The sequence below is a fragment of the Polaromonas sp. P5_D5 genome, assembly GCF_054049435.1.
The window spans coordinates 323869-344088 of the sequence record NZ_JBFUMJ010000001.1; the positions used below are offsets into that span (position 1 = coordinate 323869).

A 20220-nucleotide genomic window follows, 5' to 3' on the forward strand; every position below is an offset into this window, starting at 1 on the left:
GACATTCCATGCAAGCCTGGCTTTGTGAAAACCCCACCGGCGTAGACGCCCTGACCTGGAAAGAATTGCCCACACCGCAACCCAAGGCAGGCGAAGTGCTGATTGAGATCAAGGCAGCCAGCCTGAACTTTCCCGACCTGCTGATCGTGCAGAACAAGTACCAGATGAAACCACCCCTGCCCTTTGTGCCCGGCTCCGAATACGCCGGCGTGGTCCAGGCGGTGGGCGAAGGCGTCACGCACCTCCAGGTAGGTCACAACGTGGCCTGCCTCTCCGGCACCGGGGGGTTCGGCACGCACACCCTTGCACCGGCGGCCCTGTGCATGCCCTTGCCCAAAGGATTTCCCTTCGTGGACGCGGCCGCTTTCATCATGATTTACGCAACTTCGTGGCACGCCCTGATGGACCGCGCACAACTCAAGGCCGGTGAAACCGTCCTGGTGCTGGGTGCTGCAGGCGGTGTCGGCACCGCAGCCATACAGATTGCCAAAGCCGCCGGAGCCCGCGTAATCGCAGCCGCATCGACCGATGAGAAATGCGCCCTTTGCGCGTCCATTGGCGCGGACGCCACCATCAACTACACCACGAAAAACCTGCGTGACGAAATCAAGGCACTGACCGAAGGCAAGGGACCTGACGTGATTTATGACCCGGTCGGCGGCGAGTTTAGCGAGCCGGCTTTTCGCTCCATCGCGTGGCGGGGCCGTTACCTGGTGGTGGGCTTTGCTTCGGGACCCATCCCGTCCCTGCCGCTCAATCTCACGCTGCTCAAGGGCGCATCCATCGTCGGCGTGTTCTGGGGCGACTTCGCCAAGCGCGAACCCAAGGCCAATGCGGCCATGATGGCCGAGCTGGCCGGCTGGTATGCCCAAGGCAAGATCAAGCCGGTCATCGACCGCACCATGCCCATGGCCGAACTGAAAGCTGCCTATGCCCACATGGGCTCACGTGGAGTGAAGGGCAAGCTGGTCATGGTGAACTAGGGCCTGGCCCGCCTGTGCAAGGCAGCCGCGCCAGGCCCCCAAATGAAAAAGTCCCGCGAGCCTTGCGGCAAGCGGGACTTCAAATAGTGGGGTGGCTGATGGGGCTCGAACCCACGACAACAGGAATCACAATCCTGGACTCTACCAACTGAGCTACAGCCACCGGAGCCCTGCATTATAGCGGCAAAGCCGCTGCAATTTACTGGGTGACGACTTCTTCTGCGCCAGCCTTGGCGACAGGAGGCTTTGCCGCCAGGATTTTCGTCTTGAAGCGTTCTTTCAGGCCGTTGTAATACGCCAGATTTTCTGCGGCGGTCCACCACTGCGTGTACTGGTTGCGTTCCTGCTTGGCGGCCGCTTCAAGCGGCGCCTCGCGCGGAACCACCTTGTTGACCTTGATCACGACGTAACCTTGTGCGCCGAGGCTAACCCCGGCAAATGCCGGCAAGGCAGCCGCGTCGGCACGGAGCGCCGCATCGATCACCGGATTGGGAAGCTTCTGGGTTTGCTCACGCGACACGACCACCGGTGCGGCCAAAGCGGTTGCAGACGCCGGGGCGGCCTTCCAGGCAGCCAGCTTGGCCTCGCCCTCCTTGCGCGCTTCTTCGGCGCTGCGCTGGGCAATCCAGCGCTGGCGCACGACATCTTTCACTTCGGCAAAGGGTTGGGTGCGTGCCGGGGTGTACTGGGTGATCCGGCCTGAAACCAGCTGGCTGGGCGCTGTCTCTATGGCTTCGGTATTGCGCTTCTTTTCGATCGCATCCGGCGAAAAAAGTGCGCCCAGGAATTTCGGATTGGACAGCACGCCAGCCGCACCGGTTTTGGGCTGCCGGGCCACATTGCTGGCCGCCTTGACTTCAAGCTTCAGCTTGTCCGCCACGGGCTTGAGGCTGTCGGGCTGCTCATAGACACCATTGGTGAAGACATCGGCAACTTCAGCAAATTTCTTCTGGGCTTCCTGCTTGCGGAGGTCGGCTTCCAGCTGCGGTTTCATTTCTTCGAACGCGGGCCGCTTCGGTGCCTTGATGTCCGTCAGCTTGATGATGTGGTAACCGAACTCCGACTCCACGACATTGCTGATGTCGCCTTTTTTCATCGCAAAGGCGGCGTCCTCAAATGGCTTGACCATCGAGCCGCGCGCAAAGAAATCGAGATCGCCGCCGGAAGGTGCCGAACCAGTGTCCTGCGAGTTTTTGCGTGCCGCATCGGCAAAAGTATCGGGCGCCTTCCTGACCTGCGCCAGCAATTCCTCTGCTTTGGCTTTCGCTTTTTCGCGATCGGCTGCCGAGGCAGTCTTGGGCGCTGCAATCAGGATGTGGCTTGCCCTGCGCTCTTCGGTGCCGCCCAGGCGCTGGATATTCTGCTCATAGTAGGTCTTGAGATCGGCCTCGTTGACCGTGACCGTCTTTTTAACAGTCTCGATGTCGAGCACCACGTATTCAATGTTGGCCTGTTCCGGTGCCTGAAAGAGTTTCTCGTTGGCTTTGTAGAACTGCTCAAGGTCGGCATCGGTCGGTGCCAGTTTGGCTGCCATATCAGCAGCATCAAAACGGGCCAGCTGGATTTCGCGCTTCTCGAAATAGGCATTGAGCGACAGATCAGCCGCAGCATTCGTGGCGAAGCCGCTTGCACCAATACCGCCCAGCACCTGTCGGCTCGGCAGCCCGGCCTTGACATTGGCCTCAAAGATTTCCGGCGTCATGCCCTGCGATGCCAGCAACTGGCGATAGCGCTCCATATCGAGCTTGCCGTCCGGGCCTTTCAGGGCGGCGATTTCCGGAATTTTCTGCAGCTCGCGGGCCAGATAGTCGTCGGTGACATGGGCAGCAGCAGCAACCACACGGTCGCGCACCAGGCGCTCCAGCGTCGCGTAGCGTGCCTGCGGYGTATCGAGCAGCTTGACGTCAATCGACGGCATGGAGGCGCGTATACGCTGGACTTCGTTCTGGTGGGCCTGGTCCCATTCGGGCTGCGTGATGTCTTTTCCGTCGACAACGGCAACGACCCCGCTGTTGTTCCCGGAGGGACCATTGCTGTTCATGCCCACCAATATAAAGGACGGAACAATCAGCAAAAACAGCAACGCCATGGTGACTTTGGTGTGCTTGCGAATGAAATCAAACATCTCGAACTTCCTGTGCTGCAACAGCTTTACGAACAAACCGGGAGCCAACAACAAAAAAGGCGAACCATGTTCGCCTTTTTTCGTGGGTGGTGGGTGCTGACGGGCTCGAACCGCCGACCTACGCCGTGTAAGGGCGCTGCTCTACCAACTGAGCTAAGCACCCCACGTTGAGTTTCCGTTTCAGTTCAAAGCATCCTTGAGAGCTTTGCCTGGACGGAACTTTGGAACCTTGGCAGCCTTGATTTTAATCGCATCGCCGGTACGCGGATTGCGGCCGGTGCGCGCAGCACGTTTTCCCACGGCAAAAGTGCCGAAACCCACCAGAGACACGGAGCCTCCTTTTTTCAGGGTTGTTTTCACAGCGCCAATGGTTGACTCCAGCGCGCGCGTGGCGGCAGCTTTGGAAATATCAGCATGCTTGGCAATGTGCTCGATCAGTTCAGTCTTGTTCACAAGGAGCCCCTCGTTGATAAAAAGTTAATCTGGTTGTCTCTAAAAAATATCTCCCGGGACACTGTGTTGAGTGTGTCAGCGGGAGCGGCATGTGCAGTTTTCTGCTGATTCCAATTAGAGCCATGGACTCTTGACCTGTCAATACAGCAGCAAGTTTTTACAACGTGCGGAGGCGGATTCTAGACGGTTTTTCAGCGCTTTCACGGCTTAATCGTAAGCATGATGTGTAATTTTCATGCTTGACAAAAGCCGTCTTTATGACGGTTTCAGGAAGCGGACAGGGCCTCGGCGACGGCCTTGCCAAGGTCTGTCGTCCCGGCTTTTCCACCCAGGTCCGGGGTGCGCGGCGCACCGCTTCCAGGGCTCAACACCTTTTCAATTGCAGCGAGGATGCCGTCATGCGCATCCTTGTGCCCGAGGAACTCCAGCATCATGGCACCACACCAGATCTGCCCGATAGGGTTGGCAATGTTGCGGCCCGCAATGTCGGGCGCCGAGCCGTGCACCGGTTCGAACAGCGAAGGAAACTTCCGATCAGGGTTCAGGTTGGCGCTGGGCGCAATGCCTATGGTGCCCGTGCAGGCCGGCCCCAGGTCACTCAGGATGTCGCCGAAGAGATTGCTGGCCACCACCACATCGAAGAAGTCCGGGCGCTGCACAAAATGCGCGGTCAGGATGTCGATATGGAATTGATCCAGGCGGACACCCGAATAGTTTTTTGCCATCTCGGCCACGCGCTCATCCCAGTAAGGCATGGAGATGGAAATGCCGTTGGACTTCGTCGCACTGGTCAGGTGCTTCTTGGGACGGGACTGGGCGAGTTCAAAGGCGAACTTCAGGACGCGGTCCACGCCGATGCGGGTGAATACCGACTCCTGCAGGACAAACTCGCGCTCCGTACCGGGAAACGCCCGCCCGCCAATACTGGAATATTCGCCCTCGGTGTTTTCACGGACGATGTAAAAATCTATTTCACCAGGTTGACGCGCGCTCCCGTCACGCCGGACCACCGGCGCAATGATGCCGGGCATCAGCCGTGCAGGCCGCAGGTTGATGTACTGGTCAAACTCACGCCTGAACAGCAGCAACGAACCCCACAGTGAAACATGATCGGGAATTTTCGCGGGCCATCCCACAGCGCCGAAGTAGATCGCGTCATGGCCGCCCACCTGGTCCTTCCAGTTGTCCGGCATCATCTTGCCGTGCTTTTCAAAGTAGTCCCAGCTTGAAAAATCGAAATGGTCGAACTGCAGGTCGATGCCGTACTTGACGGCCGCAGCCTCCATCACACGCACACCTTCTGGCATAACCTCTTTGCCGATACCGTCGCCTGCGATGACGGCGATGCGTTTTTTTCCGATGCTTTTGCTCATGGTGTTCCTTTTTGAATGTAGTTGGCGTTAATTTGACCCGTTGAGAGCCGCTGATTCAGGTTTGAAAAAATCCAGTGCTTCTGCCAGCAGCAACGCCGGCGCTTCTTCTGCAATGTAGTGACCGCAAGGCAAGCTTCGGCCCGAGACATCTTTCGCACGGTCCCGCCAGAGATTCAGTACATCAAAGCATTGGCCCACCGCGCCATGCTCGCCCCACAACACGCGCAGCGGCTGCGCCAGGCGCAGGCCGGCAGTAACGTCCGCGCGGTCGTGCTCCAGGTCGATCGTGGCAGAGGCCCGGTAGTCTTCGCAGATACTTTGAGCGGTGCCGGGGATTTGCGCGCAGCGTTCGTACTCGGCCAGTGCGGCTGGCGCAAAAGCCGCAAGGCCCGCATGGCGCTTGCCCATTACGCTGCGTACATACCGTACCGGATCGGACTCGATCAACGCTTCGGGCAGCGGCGGCGGCTGGATCAGGAAGAACCAGTGCCAGTAAGCGCGCGCAAAGGCATTCGTCGTGTTGTCATACATGGCCAGCGTGGGCGCAATGTCAAGCAGCATCAACCGCTGAACCGCCCCGGGATGATCCGACGCAAGGCGATGGGCCACGCGCGCGCCGCGGTCGTGCGCCAGCACCTGGAACCGTTCGAACCCATGGTGACGCATGACTGCGACGGCATCCAGCGCCATCGCGCGTTTGGAATAGGCCTCGTGCGCCGAATCACCGGCAACCCGTGCGGAGTCACCGTAACCGCGCAGGTCCATCATCACGACGGTGAATTTTTTCGCAAGCGTTCCCGCGACCAAGTGCCACATCGCGTGGGTTTGCGGGTGCCCGTGGAGCAACAGAAGTGGCGCCCCTGCGCCGCCCCGCAGGGTGTGCAAGCTGCCGGCCGGGCCGTCGACATCGCACGAAACGAAATTCTCAAACATCAATCAGTTGCCTTGGTTCATCTTCGGGTAATCAATTTCCCGGTGCTCCGGTGTTGAATGCCTTGAACGATTTTTAGATCTTTGCCTGATTTTGTAGAAGAGTGGCATCCAATACAAGCAATAATCAGGCAATCAATTATTTCCAAAAAGGAATTAATCAATGGAACGCAGCGACCTTGAACTGGTGCTTGCCGTTCGCGACCACGGGAGCCTGGCGGCCGCAGCGCAAAGCCTGGACGTGGCGCCGCCGGTCGTCACCAAGCGGCTTGCCGCACTGGAGGCCAGGCTGGGCCAACGCCTGTTCCAGCGCACGACCCGGCGCGTCAGCCCCACCGCCGAAGGCGAAACAGTCTGCGAACGGGCCATCATTCTCCTGCAGGGCTTCCATGCGCTTGAGGCAGAGTTGCAGGAACGAAAAGCGGAGCCCACCGGGCTTATCCGGCTGGCTGCAACTTTTGGGTTCGGCCGCCGGTGGCTGGGGCCTGCGCTGGCGGAATTCCAGGAGCGTTATCCGCGTGTCGAGATACAGCTGGAGCTCACCGAGCATTTGCCCGACCTCGCGCTGGAGGGTTACGACGGCGCCATCTGGCTCTGGTCGATACAGGGTCGGCAGGCGGCCCAGTGGGTGTCACGCCGTCTTGCGCGCAACCAGCGCATCATGGTGGCCTCGCCCCGCTACATAAAACAACACGGTTCACCCGCCAGCCTGGAGGCCTTGCAGGACCATGCCTGCCTGATCGTGCGCGAAAACGGCAATGCCCCGGGACAGCGTTTTGATGTCTGGCCGCTGCACAGGGAACGCGAGAAGACCGCGGTGCGCGTTCGCGTGCACGGCCCGCTGGCCAGCAATTCAGGGGAGCTGGTACGCGACTGGTGCATGGAAGGCCGCGGCATCATGCTGCGCAGCCTTTGGGATATTGCACCGCATATCGCATCGGGCCGGCTCGTACGCGTTTTACCGGCCTATTCAATGCCAGACGCCGACATTCACTGGCTGGCCCCCTACCGCCCAGACCAGCCACGCCGTATTCGCCTGCTGATTGACCACCTGGTCGCACAGTTTCAGGAAGCGCCCTGGAAAACTACGCTGCCGCCGGCTTCGCGGCCCGCACCACGAGGCTCACGCCCAACGCCGTGAGCGCAGTGCCGGCAATCGTGCTGAGCGTAATGGGCTCCTCAAACAACAGCCATGCCATCAGGGCGGTCGTTGGCGGAACCAGATACAGCAGGCTGGTCACGGCTGTAGCTGCGCCACGCTGAATCAAAAGGTAAAGCAGGGAGCTTCCTCCCAGCGTGAGCACCAGCACCGACCACGCCATGGCGCCCAGAACCTGGTGGTTCCACGTGATCGCTTCAGTTTCAAACAGCGCAAGCGGCAGGGTCACCACGAAAGCAGCGGCCAGCTGAATGGCATTGGCACTGCGCACATCGGCAGGTTTGACAAAACGTTTCTGGTAAAGCGTTCCCGCAGTGATGCTGAACAACGCAAAGACCGTGCAGGCCAGCGTCAGCGCCGTCACTTCATGGCCCGTGCCGAATTTGCGCGAAACCACCAGTAACAGCCCGCCTAGCCCAAGCGCCAGACCGGTCCACTGGCGTGAAGTGACCTTGGCCTCGCCGCCGTTTGTCTCGGGCGAGGCAACCCACGAAACCCAGAGCGCCGTCAACACCGGCTGAAGTCCGACAATGAGTGCGGTCAAGCCCGAACCCATGCCCGACTTCACGGCAATCCAGACGCCACCCAGATAACCGGCATGCATCAACACGCCGGCCATGGCCAGATGCAGCCATTGCGCCCGGCCTTGCGGCCACGCGGCCCGGGCCAGCACGATCCAGACAAGGAAGCAAACAATCGACAGGAAATAACGGATCGCCAGGAAAGTCAGCGGCGGCGCATACGGCAAGCCATATTTGGCGACGATAAAGCCGGTGCTCCAGATCAGCACAAACACGGCGGGCATGGCCCGGATCAGCGCATCGGAAGAGGATGAAGAAGAGGAAGAACTCAAGGACAGAAGCCTTAGAACGGCAACACCAAGGGCAGGACTACTTGGCGCGCGCGCGGATTTCCGGGATGGCTTTTTTCAGGTAATAAATCATGGACCAGACCGTCAGGATGGCGGAGATCCAGATCAACCAGGTGCCCCATACGTGCGTGTTGATCACGCCGAACAGCACGCCGTCGAACAGCAGGAAAGGGATGGCAATCATCTGCACCGTGGTCTTGACCTTGCCGAGCATGTGCACGGCCACGCTTTTGGTCGCGCCAATCAGGGCCATCCACTCGCGCAGCGCCGAGATGGCGATCTCGCGGCCGATGATAATGAGCGCCACGAACACGTCGGCACGCTGCAGGTGCACCAGCACCAGCAAAGAGGCGCAGACCAGGAACTTGTCGGCCACCGGATCAAGGAAGGCGCCGAAGGAAGAAGTCTGGTTCAGCTTGCGCGCCAGAAAGCCGTCCAGCCAGTCGGTTGCGGCAAACACGACGAACATCACGGTGGCAATCAGGTTGCGCTCCGTGGGCGCCAGGTTCAGGTAGAACACCCCCACGATCAACGGAATCGCAACGATGCGGGTCCAGGTCATCAACGTAGGGATGGTCAGAAACATGCCCCGATTTTGGCATGAGCCGTGCGGTGGTGCCGGATAGCGGTGCAAAGCACGCCAAAACAGTGCGTTCCGTTGCACAAATACATCTGAGCAAATTTCAAGGAACTGCTGCCCGAAACAGGGCACGCAACCGATGCTGCCTCAATGCAGGGCGCGGTAGATTTCCTCGGCCAGGTCCTTCGAAATGCCATCCACCGTGGCAATGTCTTCCGCGCTGGCCGAAGCGATGCCGCGAATGCCGCCGAAGCGCTGCAACAAGCTGGCGCGCCGCTTGGGGCCAATGCCGGCAATGTCCTCAAGCTTGCTGCCGCCCACCCGCACCTTGGCGCGCTTGGCCCGCATGCCCGTGATGGCGAAACGGTGGGCTTCGTCGCGGATCTGCGCGATCAGCATCAACGCTGCTGAATCCCGCCCCAAATAGACCTTGTCGCGGCCGTCCGCAAACACGAGCTCTTCGAGGCCAACCTTGCGGCCCTCCCCTTTTTCAACGCCGGCAATCAGGCCCAGGTCCAGGCCCAGTTCCCCGAACACCTCACGTGCCATCGACACCTGCCCCTTCCCGCCGTCGACCAGCACCAGGTCGGGCAGTTTGGCCTCCCCATTGCGTGCGGCTTCAGCCAGCCGGGTATAGCGGCGCATCAGCACCTGCCGCATGGCGGCGTAGTCGTCGCCTGGCGTGATGCCTTCGATGTTGTAGCGGCGGTATTCGCTGTTGACCATCTTGTGCTCCTGGAACACGACACAGGAGGCCTGTGTCGACTCACCGGCCGTGTGCGAGATGTCAAAACATTCGATGCGCAGCGTATCGAGGTTGTCGAGCGGCAAATCAAGCGCCTCGGCCAGCGCGCGCGTACGCGCCTGCTGGGAGCCCTGTTCGGCCAGCAACCGGGCCAGCTGCAGGCCGGCGTTCTTCTGTGCCATTTCCAGCCAGATGCGGCGCTGCTCACGCGGCTGGTGGATGGCCGTGACCTTGGTACCGGTCTGCGCTGTTAGTGCCTCCATCAGTTCCTTGTCCACCGGCTCGCTGCACACCAGGGTGGGTGGAACCGGCACATCAATGTAATGCTGCGCGATGAAGGCTTCCAGCACCAGGGCCTCAAGTGACTTGCCCACAGGTGCAGGCACAGGCGCAGCACTTTCACCGGCTGCCTCGGCTTGCGCAGCCTGCCTGGCGTCCGCATCGATCTCGGCATCCAGCGCCGCGACGTCGGTCGCGTTCTCCACATGGCTGGGGAAGTACGCCCTGTCACCCAGGTGGCGGCCGCCGCGCACCATGGCCAGGTTGACGCAGGCCTTGCCGCCCTGAACTTTCACCGCCAGGATGTCGACGTCCTTGTCGCCGCCGATTTCCATCGACTGCTGGTGCAGCACCTTGGACAGCGCCGACATCTGGTTGCGCAACTCTGCGGCCTGCTCAAACTCCAGCTTCTCGGCATGCACCAGCATTTTTCTCTCGAGCTCGGTCAGGATGTCCTGGGCCTGGCCTTGCAAAAAGCGCTCGGCATTGGCAGTGTCCAGCGCGTACTGCTCGGGTGACACATGGCCCACACAGGGTGCGGAGCAGCGCTTGATCTGGTACAGCAGGCAGGGCCGGGTGYGGTTGTTGAACACCGTGTCTTCGCAGGTCCGCAGCCGGAACACCTTTTGCAACAGCAAGATGGTGTCTTTCACCGCCCAGGCGCTGGGGTACGGGCCGAAGTAGCGGTGCTTTTTCTCGACCGCGCCGCGGTAATAGGCAATGCGCGGAAAGACGGCAGCCGTGGGCGCAGCGCCTTCTTCGGCCGGACGCGCGCCTGTCAGCTTGAGGTAGGGGTAGCTCTTGTCGTCCCGAAACAGGATGTTGAATTTCGGGTTGAGCGTCTTGATCAGGTTGTTTTCGAGCAGCAGCGCTTCAGCTTCCGAGCGCACCACCGTGGTTTCCATGCGGGCGATCTTGGTCACCATGTGGCCGATGCGCGTGCCGCCGTGGTTCTTCTGGAAGTAGTTGGAGACCCGCTTCTTCAGGTTGCGCGCCTTGCCGACATACAGCACGCCGCCTTCCGCATCGAAGTAACGGTAGACGCCCGGCAAGGCGGGCAGCGCAGCCACTTCGGCCAGCAACTCGGGCGTATGTCCGGCGGGTAACTTTTCAGCGGGGGAACGTTCAGGCATACCCCTATTTTGCCGCGTACCGGCGCTTCAGAAGAAAACCCTGACAGGACCGATACCCTTTTGGAGCCGACCCAACAAAGGGATTCAGTCCGGCCGATAGTCCAGGAGCTTTTTCGGGAACCTGATCAGCCACAGGCGGGTTGGCTTCTCGTCATCACTGCCATTGACGATTTCATACTTGAGCGGCGCTGCACCTTTGCATTTTTTGCCCTCCAGGACACCGGCGGCATTCACGCTGCAGTCATCGATCTTGACGGCCTTGCCGGCCGCATCGACGATTCGCGCGGACACACCAAAGTCGTTGTCGTTGATCAGCGCCAGCGTATCGTCGTTCACCAGGGCCAGGCCTTCGGCCTTCTCTGGAAGCCAGCCGAACTGGAGCTTTCCGCTTGCATCCTTCTTGCGCAAATCGAGGATTTCCAGCCGCTTCGCAGGGGAAACCCCGATGGCCGACAGTTCGCTCAAAGCGCCGGCATATTCCAGCTCCAATCCACCCGCCAGTTTCTTGCCGCTTAAATCCGTGGCCTGGGCCACATCCACCGCCACCAGCAGGTTGTGCACCTCACCATCGGCCTTGAATTTGCCTTGCTCGATCAGCACAAAGCGCGTGTCACTCAAGGCGACGATGTCGCCAATCTTGGCGTCCTTGCTCTTACCGTACCGGGTCACGTCGTGCGGATAGGCAAACATGCGGGTAGCCCCATTGGCGGGATTGAATTCCACCAGACGGGTAAAGAGCGCCTTGCTGGTATGCCGGGCCGACAAACCACTCCCCATATCTGGCATTTCCAGAATGCTTTGAATGGCCATGACCAGCTTGCCGCCGGGCGTGATGGCCAGGCCTTCGCAGCCGCGATTCGGCTGGCGGAATTGAATCACGGCAGGCAAGCCGTTGGCCGGCGCGAATTTGGCCGCAATACGGCCGCTCTCAACCGCCACCTTGATCAGATACGGGCCGTATTCATCACAAATCCAGACGTGTTTGCCATCCGGGTCCATGGCGATGGCTTCCGGGTCAATGCCATGGGCGTCGAAGGCCAGGCTGGCTTGCAGCGTTTCGGTCAAGGGCGTTTCACCCGAAGAGCCAATACCGCCCTGCACCGGGCGGCCGCTCACATTCACACCCTCTGCAGTTTTGATGTCAGTCACCGACACCAGTTCAGCCACCCCATTCCTGACGCGGATCAGGCCAAACTTGGGCGCGTAATCGGGTGCGGGAAAGGCCTTGGTCTTGTTGGCCGAAGTCGCACCGCTGCTGTCAAGGTCGGGCGAGTCGCCGTTGGGGCCGCGATCAGTCAGCGCATAAAACCACAAAGTGCCGTCGGCATCCTTGTTGCGCAATGTCAGCCCCGAGCCGGGCGCTATGGGAAAACCTTGAGGAAAACGCTGTCTGATGCCCACGTCCGCACCGGTGTAAGGCACGTAAAAGCGGGTCGCAACCTGCAGCACATGCCTGGTCAGGACCACACCCTCAACGACAGACGTTTCCGCCTTTTCCAGGCTTGCCTGCGCCCACGATGAAGCGCTACCGCCGGCGCACAAGGCCAGCCCCAGAATAGCGGCCATGGCCCGCGCACGCATCACCGATTTAGATAAAACCACGATGAACTCCATTTCAAATTGATGACGGCTTGTACCCAGCCTGGGTGACATGGCTGTGACAGGGGGAGCACGCCACGCCGCAGCATGAGGGCCGGCATCGCGGCTGCATCACAATACCCGCCATGGCTGCAGCACGCGTTTGGGACATTTTTTGCAAAGTCATCGACAACTTCGGGGACATTGGTGTGTGCTGGCGTCTGGCCGCCGACCTGGCCTCGCGCGGGCACAAGGTGCGGCTCTGGGTGGATGACGCATCCGCGCTGACATGGATGGCCCCCGGGGGCTGTAAAGGCGTACAGGTATTTCCCTGGCCATCCGGTGAACAGCCCCTGAACCTGGACGCCGCAGGGCTCGCCGGGCAACCCTGCGATGTGCTGATCGAGGCCTTCGGCTGTGAAGTTGCTCCTGATTTCATAGCTGCTTGCGCTCGTCTGCATTGGGCTGGAGGCCAAAAACCCGTCTGGATCAATCTCGAATACCTGTCTGCCGAGGACTACGTGGGGCGCTCCCACGCCATGCCTTCGCCGGTACAAGGCGGACCGGCTGCCGGCTGGACCAAGTGGTTTTTCTACCCGGGCTTCACGGCTGATACCGGCGGGCTGCTGCGTGAGTCAGGCCTGCAGGACAGGCAGGCAGGCTTTGACCGCGCCGGCTGGCTGAAAACCCACGGAATCCACTGGGGTGGCGAAACCCTGGTGTCCCTGTTTTGCTATGAGCCCCCCGCGCTCGAAGGCCTGCTGGCGCAATTTACGGAACACGGCTTGCAAGGCAAACCGGTGCATCTGCTGGTGGCCGCGGGGCGTGCCGCCAACGCCGTTCGTGCCCTGTGTGATGATAAGAATCGGCTGCAACCCAATAAGGGCGGGCGCGAGCAGCTATCAATTTCATACCTCCCCCTGCTGACGCAAACCGGGTTTGACCACCTGCTCTGGGCCTCGGACCTGAACTTCGTGCGCGGCGAGGACTCGGTGGTGCGGGCGCTTTGGGCAGGCAAGCCTTTCGTCTGGCACATCTATCCGCAGCATGACAACGCCCACCTGGCCAAACTGCAGGCCTTCCTGGACATGCTCCAGGCGCCGCCCTCCCTACGGGCTTTTCACGCCGCCTGGAACGGCAAAACAGCGCCGCCACCCACCGCCGGCGGCCCGGCGCCCTTCCCCATTGACCTGCCGGCCTGGCAAGCAACAGCCCAGACGGCCCGCTCCCGCCTGATGGCCCAGGACGACCTGGGCACCCGGCTGCTCGGTTTCGTGACAAAAAAACGTTAAAATCATAGGCTTTGCAGAACAGCCTGAAGGTCGACCAGACTTTGGCGTCCTGCACAACCCGCCGCGGAACCTGCACACCGGTGCATGCGTTTAGCGGCCTACTCAGTGAAACTGCTATGAAAATCGCTCAAGAAATCCGCGCCGGCAACGTCATCATGAACGGCAAAGACCCGATGGTGGTGCTCAAGACCGAATACAGCCGCGGCGGGCGCAATTCCGCCACCGTGCGGATGAAGCTCAAAAGCCTGGTCGCCAACTTCAACACCGAAGTCGTGTTCAAGGCCGACGACAAGATTGATCAGGTCATTCTGGACAAAAAGGATTGCACCTACTCTTACTTCGCCGATCCGCTGTATGTCTGCATGGACTCCGAGTACAACCAGTACGAAGTCGAAGCGGAAAACATGGGCGATTCGCTCAACTACCTGCAGGACGGTATGGAACTGGAAGTGGTGTTCTACGACGGCAAGGCGATCTCGGTCGAACTGCCCACCAGCGTTCAGCGCGAAATCACCTGGACTGAACCCGCCGTCAAGGGCGATACCTCCGGCAAGGTTCTGAAACCCGCCAAGCTCGCTACCGGCTTTGAAATCGGCGTGCCGATTTTTGTGGCCCAGGGCGACCTGGTTGAAATTGACACCCGCACCGGTGAATACCGCAAGCGCGTGTAATCCCGCTTCTGCCCTCCGCAAAAAGGCTCCTCACGGAGCCTTTTTTTGCTTGTGCGGGCCCCAGTTCCCGAAAAGCAGCCGCCCCGCCTGATCGTTCACAATAAGCTCATGGAACAAAAACAAGACTTATCCGTCAGCCGCCTGGCCAACGCCTGGGCCGAACTGCAGGCCCACGCACGGGAAGGCACACCGCTGGAAGCCGACGCCTCGCGGCTGGCATTTGCCGACCCGGAGTTTTTGCTGCGGCGTGAAACACGCGGGATCCGCTTCCAGCTGGAACTGCTTAAACCCGACCTGGAACAGCAGGCCCATGGCATTGAAAACACAGTGGTCGTTTTCGGCAGCGCCAGGTTTCGCAGCGAGGAAGATTCCGTCACCATGGTGGCCGAAGCCGAGGCAGGTGGTGATGCCGAAACCATAGACCGCGCGCGAAAACTGGCGCGCAATGCCCACTATTACGAAAAAGCCCGCGCCTTCGGCAAGCTGGTGGCACAGTACAGCGAGACAAAACCGCCCGAGACCAAGCTCTTCATCTGCACCGGCGGCGGCCCGGGCATCATGCAGGCAGCCAACCGGGGCGCGCACGAGGCCGGCGGGTTGAGTGTGGGCCTGGCGATTGCCCTGCCCATGGAAGAAGCGGCCAACCCTTACGTGCCGCCCGAGCTGTCATTCAAGTTTCACTACTTCGCGCTGCGCAAGATGCACTTCATGATGCGTGCCAAGGCGCTTGTGGTGTTTCCGGGTGGTTTCGGCACGCTCGACGAACTGTTCGAAGTCATCACGCTGGTGCAGACCCGCAAGGCCAAGCCGGTGCCCATCATCCTTTTTGGCAGCAGCTACTGGAAGCGCCTGCTCAACACCGACATGCTGGTGGAAGAAGGCGTGATCTCGCCCAACGACCTCAAGCTCTTTCAGTACGTGGACGACGCACAGGTAGCCTGGGACCTGATCAAGGATTTTTACCGTCTGTAGACCCGGTTTCGGGATGGTGCCCGCCATGGGCAGACATGCTGTCCTTGAGCAGCCACGCCGCGCGTGAACCCGCGCCTACCATGGCCCCGGTGACCCAGAAGACCCCGCCAATTCCCATCAACGCACCGGCGGAGCCAAACAACATGGGCATCACCACGCTGGACGCATTGATCGCCATCAGGCGCAGCCCCAGCGCTTCGCCGTGGCGTGCTTCCGGTGTGATCTGGTGCAGCATGCTCATCACCATGGGTTGCACCATGCCCAGCGCAAGGCCCAACAGGATGGAGCACAGGCCCATGCCGATCGCCGAATGCATCAACGGGTAGATGCCGAACAGTGCGGCTGTCGCCAGCATGGAGACCGCCAGCACCTTCCACTCGCGCAGATGGGCCGCCACCAGCGGCATCACCATGCGGATCAAAGCCGCGGCCACCGCAAACGATCCCAGGATGGTGCCTATGACCGAAGCACTGATGCCGCGCTCAAAACCCAGCACCGGCACCACAAAGGTGTGGACGTCCCAGCAGGACGACAAAAACCAGTTCACCAGCATGAGGCGGCGAAAGTTGGCCTGGCGCAGCAAATCCCAGGCCTTGGGCTGCACCCCGCCGCTGGCGGCAATCACCGGCGGGAGCTCGCGCGTCTTGCGTACCAGGAACCAGCAGGCCAGCGGCAGGATCGCCATCAGCAAAAACGCCGCGCGGTAGCCGGAAGTGCTTCCCGGCACGGCACCCACATGGTCGATCAGCAGGCCGGCGGAAAACGGTCCAATGAAATTGGATACCGCCGGACCAATGGCCAGCCAGCTGAACACCTGGCGCAACTCCAGTGCGCCGACCGCCGCGCGGCCCACGTGGCGCTGCAGGGAAATCACTGCTGCGCCGGTGGCGCCGCCCGTGAGCAGCGCCGCCAGACACAGCACCGGGAACACCGGAAAGGCCACCGCAGCCCCAGCTCCCAGCACCGCAGCGAAGACGCTATACCGGATCGGGCGCCTGAGGCCATGCCGGTCGGCGAAACGGCCGGCCGGCAACGCCAGGAAGACTTGCGTCAGGGCAAACAATGCAAGCAGCACTCCCACCGCCGCGGGGCTGTAGCCCTCGCGCAACGCCAGCAGCGGCGCCGCCATGCGCGTGCCGGCCATGCAGGCGTGCAGGCAAATCTGCGCCACGATCAGGCGTGCGAGTTCAGGCGTCATGACGCACAGCTCATGCGGTGCGCATCAGATGTTGTCCAGGTCTTTGTCAAGCGGGTCCAATGGAAGCAGGCGGGCAGAATCGATTTCCGGGAGCGCTTCGACATTGCGCAGGGCCTTGCCCATGACACGGCTGCGCTGCTCGGCACTGCTCAGTGTGTTGAGCACGGTTTCGGTCTGCGACTTGACCTTGGCCAGCACGTCGCCGAACTTGCCGAACTCTGTCTTCACCGCACCCAGCACCTGCCAGACTTCGCTGGAACGCTTTTCCAGCGCCAGCGTGCGAAAGCCCATCTGCAGTGAATTGAGCATGGCCAGCAGCGTTGTCGGGCCGGCCAGCGTGACACGGTGGTCGCGCTGCAGGAATTCCATCAGGCCGGGCCGGCGCAGCACTTCGGCATAGAGGCCCTCAGTCGGCAAAAAAAGAATCGCAAAATCGGTGGTGTAAGGCGGGTCTATGTATTTCTCGGAGATCGACTTGGCCTCCAGGCGTATGCGCGTCTCCAGCGCTTTGCCGGCGATTTCAGCACCCAGCACGTCGGCGCGCTGCTGCGCATCCAGCAGTCGCTCGTAGTCTTCGTTGGGGAATTTCGCGTCGATGGGCAGCCACAGGGGTTCACCCGAATCAGACCGGCCCGGCAGCTTGATGGCGAAGTCGACCGGATTCTTGCCGCCGCGGCGGGTAATGACCTGGGCCGCGTACTGGTCGACGGTGAACACCTGTTCCAGCAAGGCCGACAGTTGCGCTTCGCCGAAGATGCCGCGTGTTTTCACATTGGTGAGCAAATGCTTGAGGTCGCCCACGCCCTGCGCCAGCGTCTGCATTTCACCCAGGCCCTTGTGCACCTGCTCGAGCCGGTCGGCCACCTGCTTGAAACTTTCGCCCAGGCGCGTCTCCAGCGTCGTCTGCAGTTTCTCGTCGACCGTCTTGCGCATCTCATCGAGCTTGGCCGAATTGGTTTGCTGCAGTTGCGCCAGCTGTTTTTCCAGGGTCTCGCGCACTTCACCCATGCGCCTGGCGTTGGACTCGCTGACGGACTGCAGCTGAGTGGTCAGGGTATCCGACAGCGTTTTTTGCAGCAGGGTGAGTTGCTGCGAAAACGCGTCGATCTGCGTGTTCTGCGTGCGGATCGCTTCGGCGCTTTGCTGCACCAGCGTTTGCTGGAAGGTGGCGAAGGTAGTCGCCAATTCCTGCCGGCTGCTGCGCGAGTTGTCACCGATTTCGCGCCGCAATTCGCGCTCGAGCTTGTCGTGGCCTGCCGCGATGTTCGCCAGCAGCTCGATGCGGCCCGTATCCGCTGGTTCGGCGGGCTTGCGCACCAGCAGCCAGACCAGCAACAGCAGGTTGGCCACCAACAAGGCAATCATCAGCCAGGATTCCATCATGTGTTCATTGTCCGCTTGCTGCCTTCTTCTTGCTTATTTGCCGGCAAGTACCGCGGGGTTGAGCGGGGTCAGCGGCTTCTTGCCGCCGAAATATGCGATCAGGTTGTCGGCAGCCAGCCCGGCCATGGCAAGGCGCGTGGGAATGGTGGCGCTGGCGATATGCGGCGTCAACACCACATTGGGCACGGTCAACAAATCAGGATGCACCTTGGGCTCGCCCTCGAACACATCGAGCCCGGCCGCTGCGATGCGCTTGCTCTTCAAGGCCGCAGCGAGTGCGGCATCGTCGACGATACCGCCGCGCGCGATGTTGATCAGGTTGGCAGTGGGTTTCATCAATGCCAGTTCTGCGGCGCCAATGGTGTGGTGGGATGAAGGCGAATACGGCAGTACCAGCACCAGGTGATCTGCGGTCTTGAGCAGTTCTTCCTTGCCGACGTAGCTGGCTTTGCATTCTGCCTCCAGCGTTGCATCCAGGCGCGAGCGGTTGTGGTAAATCACCTTCATGTCAAATCCATGGGCACCGCGTTTGGCAATGCCCTGCCCTATGCGTCCCATGCCCAGGATGCCCAGCGTCGCGCCGTGGATGTCGGAGCCCGCAAACATGTCGTAGCTCCATTTGGTCCATTTGCCGGCGCGCAGGTAATGCTCGCTTTCGGTCACGCGACGGGCCGTGGCCATCAGCAGGGCAAAACCGAAATCAGCGGTGGTTTCGGTCAGGACATCCGGGGCATTGGTGGCCAGCACGCCGGCAGCGGTCATGGCGTCGATGTCGAAGTTGTTGTAGCCCACCGCCATGTTGGCGCAAATTTTGAGCCCCGGGCAGGCGGCCAGCACCTCCGCGTCGATTTTGTCGCCGCCGGTGGTGAAGGCGCCGTCCTTTCCCTTGAGGCGCTCGGTGAGCTGGGCCTTGGACCAGGTCTCGTCGGCCTGGTTGGATTCAACCTCGAAATACTGCTCCAGGCGGGCGATGACTTCGGGGAACACAGCGCGTGCAACGAGGATTTTGGGCTTGCTCATGAAAAATTACTTCCTTACTTGAACCAGATAAAGGTCATGATGACGAAGAGCGGCACCAGGATAGAGCAGGACCAGGCCATGTAACCGAAGAAACCGGGCATCTTGATGCCGCGGTCTTCCGCGATGGCCTTGACCATGAGGTTGGGCGCATTGCCGATATAGGTGTTCGCGCCCATAAAAACCGCGCCTGCCGAGATCGCAGCCAGCGTCGGTGCCAGTGTGGTCATCAGCGTGGCCGGATCACCCCCTGCGGTGTTGAAGAACACCAGGTAGGTGGGCGCGTTGTCCAGGAATGAGCTGAGAAAGCCAGCGGCCCAGAAATACATCGCCGGATCGGGCTGGCCGTCCGGTCGCGTCACAGCCGAAACCACGGAACCAAAAGGACCATTGACGCCTGCTTTGAGCATGGCGATCACCGGGATGATGGTGAGGAAAATGCCGGCAAATAATTTGGCGACTTCCACCATCGGCCCCCAGGAAAACTGGTTGTCCGCATGTACTTTTTCCGCAGTGATCTTGAGCGACAGGAACGTCACCAGCACAAGGCCAACATCGCGCACGAGGCCCGGCAAGCCGACTTCCGTCCCCATGAGATGAAAGGAGGCGGGTGACTTCCAGAAGCCGCTGAGCAGCACCAGGGCCACGATCGCCGCCAGAAGCGCGAAGTTGGCCGCACCGTCAAACCCAAACTGCCGGGTGTCCGGCGTAGGGTCTACTTTCAGCACACCTTCACGGCGAAAGAACCAGCCATCCAGCGCGTAGAAGATGGCCAGCAGGCTGCCCACCAGAAAAAGCGTCTCCGGAAATATCTGTTTGACCGTCCAGAAAAAATCAACGCCCTTCAAGAAGCCAAGGAACAGGGGTGGATCGCCCAATGGCGTGAGTGAACCGCCTGCATTGGACACAATGAAAATAAAAAACACAATCACATGGGCTCTGTGCACGCGATTGTCATTGGCCCGGATAAGGGGCCTCAGCATCAGCATCGATGCACCGGTGGTGCCCATAAAGCTCGCCAGCACGGCGCCAATGGCCAGGATCGCAACGTTCAAGGCCGGACTGCCGTGCAGGTTGCCGCGAATATGGATCCCGCCAGCCACCGTGAACAGCGCAACCAACAGCACAATAAAGGGGATGTATTCGGCCAGCAGCGCGTGCACCAAGCCGGAAAAAGCAGCAGAGCCACCGTACAGCGCGGCAAACGGCACAAAAAAGGCCAGCGTCCACGCTACAGCAACCTTGCCATAGTGGTGGTGCCAGAAAGAAGGCGCCAGCAGCGGCATGACTGCAATCGACAGCAAAATTCCAGCGAACGGCACCGCCCACAAGGCTGACAGCCGGCTACCGTCAAGTTCAGCGGCAAACGAGAGGCTTGGCAATAACAAAAGCAGCGCCAGCGCCACCAGCTGTTGTGGAGGTTTCATGATGTTCCGGTTCTTTTTTATCGTTACGCATCCATGCTAGACATGCCAATC

The 20220-nt window shown here is 60.7% G+C and carries 17 protein-coding genes and 2 tRNA genes; 5 read left to right on the forward strand and 14 right to left on the reverse strand.

Going from position 1 to position 20220, the window contains the following annotated elements:
• Nucleotides 1-8: 8 nt before the first annotated feature.
• Nucleotides 9-983: an NADPH:quinone oxidoreductase family protein gene (locus ACXJKE_RS01595; protein WP_457278822.1), complete on the forward strand. Its 975-nt coding sequence runs from the start codon at nucleotides 9-11 to the stop codon at nucleotides 981-983.
• Between the two features lie 87 nt (nucleotides 984-1070).
• Here ACXJKE_RS01595 and ACXJKE_RS01600 read toward each other — a convergent pair.
• The 6 genes from ACXJKE_RS01600 to ACXJKE_RS01625 form a co-directional block, all read right to left on the reverse strand.
• Nucleotides 1071-1146, reverse strand: a tRNA-His gene (locus ACXJKE_RS01600).
• Between the two features lie 36 nt (nucleotides 1147-1182).
• Nucleotides 1183-3108: a SurA N-terminal domain-containing protein gene (locus tag ACXJKE_RS01605; RefSeq protein WP_457278823.1), complete on the reverse strand. Its 1926-nt coding sequence runs from the start codon at nucleotides 3106-3108 to the stop codon at nucleotides 1183-1185.
• 87 nt (nucleotides 3109-3195) lie between these two features.
• Nucleotides 3196-3271 (reverse strand) — tRNA-Val (locus ACXJKE_RS01610).
• A 17-nt stretch (nucleotides 3272-3288) separates the two neighbouring features.
• Nucleotides 3289-3561: an HU family DNA-binding protein gene (locus ACXJKE_RS01615; RefSeq protein WP_007874140.1), complete on the reverse strand. Its 273-nt coding sequence runs from the start codon at nucleotides 3559-3561 to the stop codon at nucleotides 3289-3291.
• A 266-nt stretch (nucleotides 3562-3827) separates the two neighbouring features.
• A complete protein-coding gene (locus ACXJKE_RS01620) occupies nucleotides 3828-4922 on the reverse strand; it encodes a tartrate dehydrogenase (RefSeq protein ID WP_457279772.1) in 1095 nt (364 codons plus the stop codon).
• Between the two features lie 39 nt (nucleotides 4923-4961).
• The gene (locus ACXJKE_RS01625) at nucleotides 4962-5867 is read right to left on the reverse strand and encodes an alpha/beta fold hydrolase (protein WP_457278824.1); all 906 of its coding nucleotides are present in this window, start codon (nucleotides 5865-5867) and stop codon (nucleotides 4962-4964) included.
• A gap of 160 nt (nucleotides 5868-6027) precedes the next feature.
• Between ACXJKE_RS01625 and ACXJKE_RS01630 the strand changes: the two genes are divergently transcribed.
• Nucleotides 6028-7005 carry a LysR family transcriptional regulator gene (locus tag ACXJKE_RS01630; RefSeq protein ID WP_457278825.1) on the forward strand — a complete coding sequence of 326 codons (978 nt, stop codon included), beginning with the start codon at nucleotides 6028-6030 and terminating at the stop codon, nucleotides 7003-7005.
• On the opposite strand, the gene ACXJKE_RS01635 is transcribed toward ACXJKE_RS01630, so the two are convergent.
• The 4 genes from ACXJKE_RS01635 to ACXJKE_RS01650 all read right to left on the reverse strand — a co-directional run bounded on the left by ACXJKE_RS01635 (nucleotide 6950) and on the right by ACXJKE_RS01650 (nucleotide 12233).
• Nucleotides 6950-7828 carry a DMT family transporter gene (locus tag ACXJKE_RS01635; RefSeq protein ID WP_457279773.1) on the reverse strand — a complete coding sequence of 293 codons (879 nt, stop codon included), beginning with the start codon at nucleotides 7826-7828 and terminating at the stop codon, nucleotides 6950-6952. The genes ACXJKE_RS01630 and ACXJKE_RS01635 overlap by 56 nt on opposite strands.
• 85 nt (nucleotides 7829-7913) lie before the next feature.
• Nucleotides 7914-8480, reverse strand: coding sequence for a CDP-diacylglycerol--glycerol-3-phosphate 3-phosphatidyltransferase (gene pgsA, locus ACXJKE_RS01640; RefSeq protein ID WP_457278826.1), 567 nt, complete (start codon nucleotides 8478-8480; stop codon nucleotides 7914-7916).
• 141 nt (nucleotides 8481-8621) lie between these two features.
• Nucleotides 8622-10631: an excinuclease ABC subunit UvrC gene (gene uvrC, locus ACXJKE_RS01645; protein ID WP_457278827.1), complete on the reverse strand. Its 2010-nt coding sequence runs from the start codon at nucleotides 10629-10631 to the stop codon at nucleotides 8622-8624.
• Between the two features lie 84 nt (nucleotides 10632-10715).
• Entirely contained in the window at nucleotides 10716-12233 is a 1518-nt protein-coding gene (locus tag ACXJKE_RS01650) for an esterase-like activity of phytase family protein (protein ID WP_457278828.1), read from the reverse strand.
• 122 nt (nucleotides 12234-12355) lie between these two features.
• Here ACXJKE_RS01650 and earP point away from each other — a divergent pair, with 122 nt between their 5' ends.
• The 3 genes from earP (at nucleotide 12356) to ACXJKE_RS01665 (ending at nucleotide 15144) form a co-directional block, all read left to right on the forward strand.
• Complete coding sequence (gene earP / locus ACXJKE_RS01655; RefSeq protein WP_457278829.1) at nucleotides 12356-13501, forward strand: elongation factor P maturation arginine rhamnosyltransferase EarP; 1146 nt, start codon at nucleotides 12356-12358, stop codon at nucleotides 13499-13501.
• A 116-nt stretch (nucleotides 13502-13617) separates the two neighbouring features.
• Nucleotides 13618-14172, forward strand: a complete 555-nt coding sequence (gene efp / locus ACXJKE_RS01660; protein ID WP_457278830.1) for an elongation factor P — start codon at nucleotides 13618-13620, stop codon at nucleotides 14170-14172.
• A gap of 108 nt (nucleotides 14173-14280) precedes the next feature.
• Nucleotides 14281-15144 carry an LOG family protein gene (locus tag ACXJKE_RS01665; RefSeq protein WP_457278831.1) on the forward strand — a complete coding sequence of 288 codons (864 nt, stop codon included), beginning with the start codon at nucleotides 14281-14283 and terminating at the stop codon, nucleotides 15142-15144.
• On the opposite strand, the gene ACXJKE_RS01670 is transcribed toward ACXJKE_RS01665, so the two are convergent.
• From ACXJKE_RS01670 to ACXJKE_RS01685, 4 genes are read right to left on the reverse strand one after another with little or no spacing between them, the layout of a single operon-like run.
• Nucleotides 15122-16342 carry an MFS transporter gene (locus ACXJKE_RS01670; RefSeq protein WP_457278832.1) on the reverse strand — a complete coding sequence of 407 codons (1221 nt, stop codon included), beginning with the start codon at nucleotides 16340-16342 and terminating at the stop codon, nucleotides 15122-15124. The two genes, ACXJKE_RS01665 and ACXJKE_RS01670, sit on opposite strands and share 23 nt — an antisense overlap.
• Nucleotides 16343-16366: 24 nt before the next feature.
• Entirely contained in the window at nucleotides 16367-17722 is a 1356-nt protein-coding gene (gene rmuC, locus ACXJKE_RS01675; RefSeq protein ID WP_457279774.1) for a DNA recombination protein RmuC, read from the reverse strand.
• Nucleotides 17723-17758: 36 nt separating this feature from the next.
• Nucleotides 17759-18745, reverse strand: coding sequence for a 2-hydroxyacid dehydrogenase (locus tag ACXJKE_RS01680; protein ID WP_457278833.1), 987 nt, complete (start codon nucleotides 18743-18745; stop codon nucleotides 17759-17761).
• Nucleotides 18746-18759: 14 nt separating this feature from the next.
• Nucleotides 18760-20169 carry a sodium:proton antiporter gene (locus ACXJKE_RS01685; protein ID WP_457278834.1) on the reverse strand — a complete coding sequence of 470 codons (1410 nt, stop codon included), beginning with the start codon at nucleotides 20167-20169 and terminating at the stop codon, nucleotides 18760-18762.
• Nucleotides 20170-20220 lie beyond the last annotated feature (51 nt).

What these genes read in the sequence shown, in the direction of transcription:
- ACXJKE_RS01595 (WP_457278822.1), top strand. Translation starts at nt 9, where the DNA reads ATGCAAGCCTGGCTTTGTGAAAACCCCACCGGCGTAGACGCCCTGACC.
- ACXJKE_RS01625 (WP_457278824.1), bottom strand. Translation starts at nt 5,867, where the DNA reads ATGTTTGAGAATTTCGTTTCGTGCGATGTCGACGGCCCGGCCGGCAGC.
- ACXJKE_RS01630 (WP_457278825.1), top strand. Translation starts at nt 6,028, where the DNA reads ATGGAACGCAGCGACCTTGAACTGGTGCTTGCCGTTCGCGACCACGGG.
- ACXJKE_RS01635 (WP_457279773.1), bottom strand. Translation starts at nt 7,828, where the DNA reads ATGCCCGCCGTGTTTGTGCTGATCTGGAGCACCGGCTTTATCGTCGCC.
- pgsA (WP_457278826.1), bottom strand. Translation starts at nt 8,480, where the DNA reads ATGTTTCTGACCATCCCTACGTTGATGACCTGGACCCGCATCGTTGCG.
- earP (WP_457278829.1), top strand. Translation starts at nt 12,356, where the DNA reads ATGGCTGCAGCACGCGTTTGGGACATTTTTTGCAAAGTCATCGACAAC.
- efp (WP_457278830.1), top strand. Translation starts at nt 13,618, where the DNA reads ATGAAAATCGCTCAAGAAATCCGCGCCGGCAACGTCATCATGAACGGC.
- ACXJKE_RS01665 (WP_457278831.1), top strand. Translation starts at nt 14,281, where the DNA reads ATGGAACAAAAACAAGACTTATCCGTCAGCCGCCTGGCCAACGCCTGG.
- ACXJKE_RS01670 (WP_457278832.1), bottom strand. Translation starts at nt 16,342, where the DNA reads ATGACGCCTGAACTCGCACGCCTGATCGTGGCGCAGATTTGCCTGCAC.
- rmuC (WP_457279774.1), bottom strand. Translation starts at nt 17,722, where the DNA reads ATGGAATCCTGGCTGATGATTGCCTTGTTGGTGGCCAACCTGCTGTTG.
- ACXJKE_RS01680 (WP_457278833.1), bottom strand. Translation starts at nt 18,745, where the DNA reads ATGAGCAAGCCCAAAATCCTCGTTGCACGCGCTGTGTTCCCCGAAGTC.
- ACXJKE_RS01685 (WP_457278834.1), bottom strand. Translation starts at nt 20,169, where the DNA reads ATGAAACCTCCACAACAGCTGGTGGCGCTGGCGCTGCTTTTGTTATTG.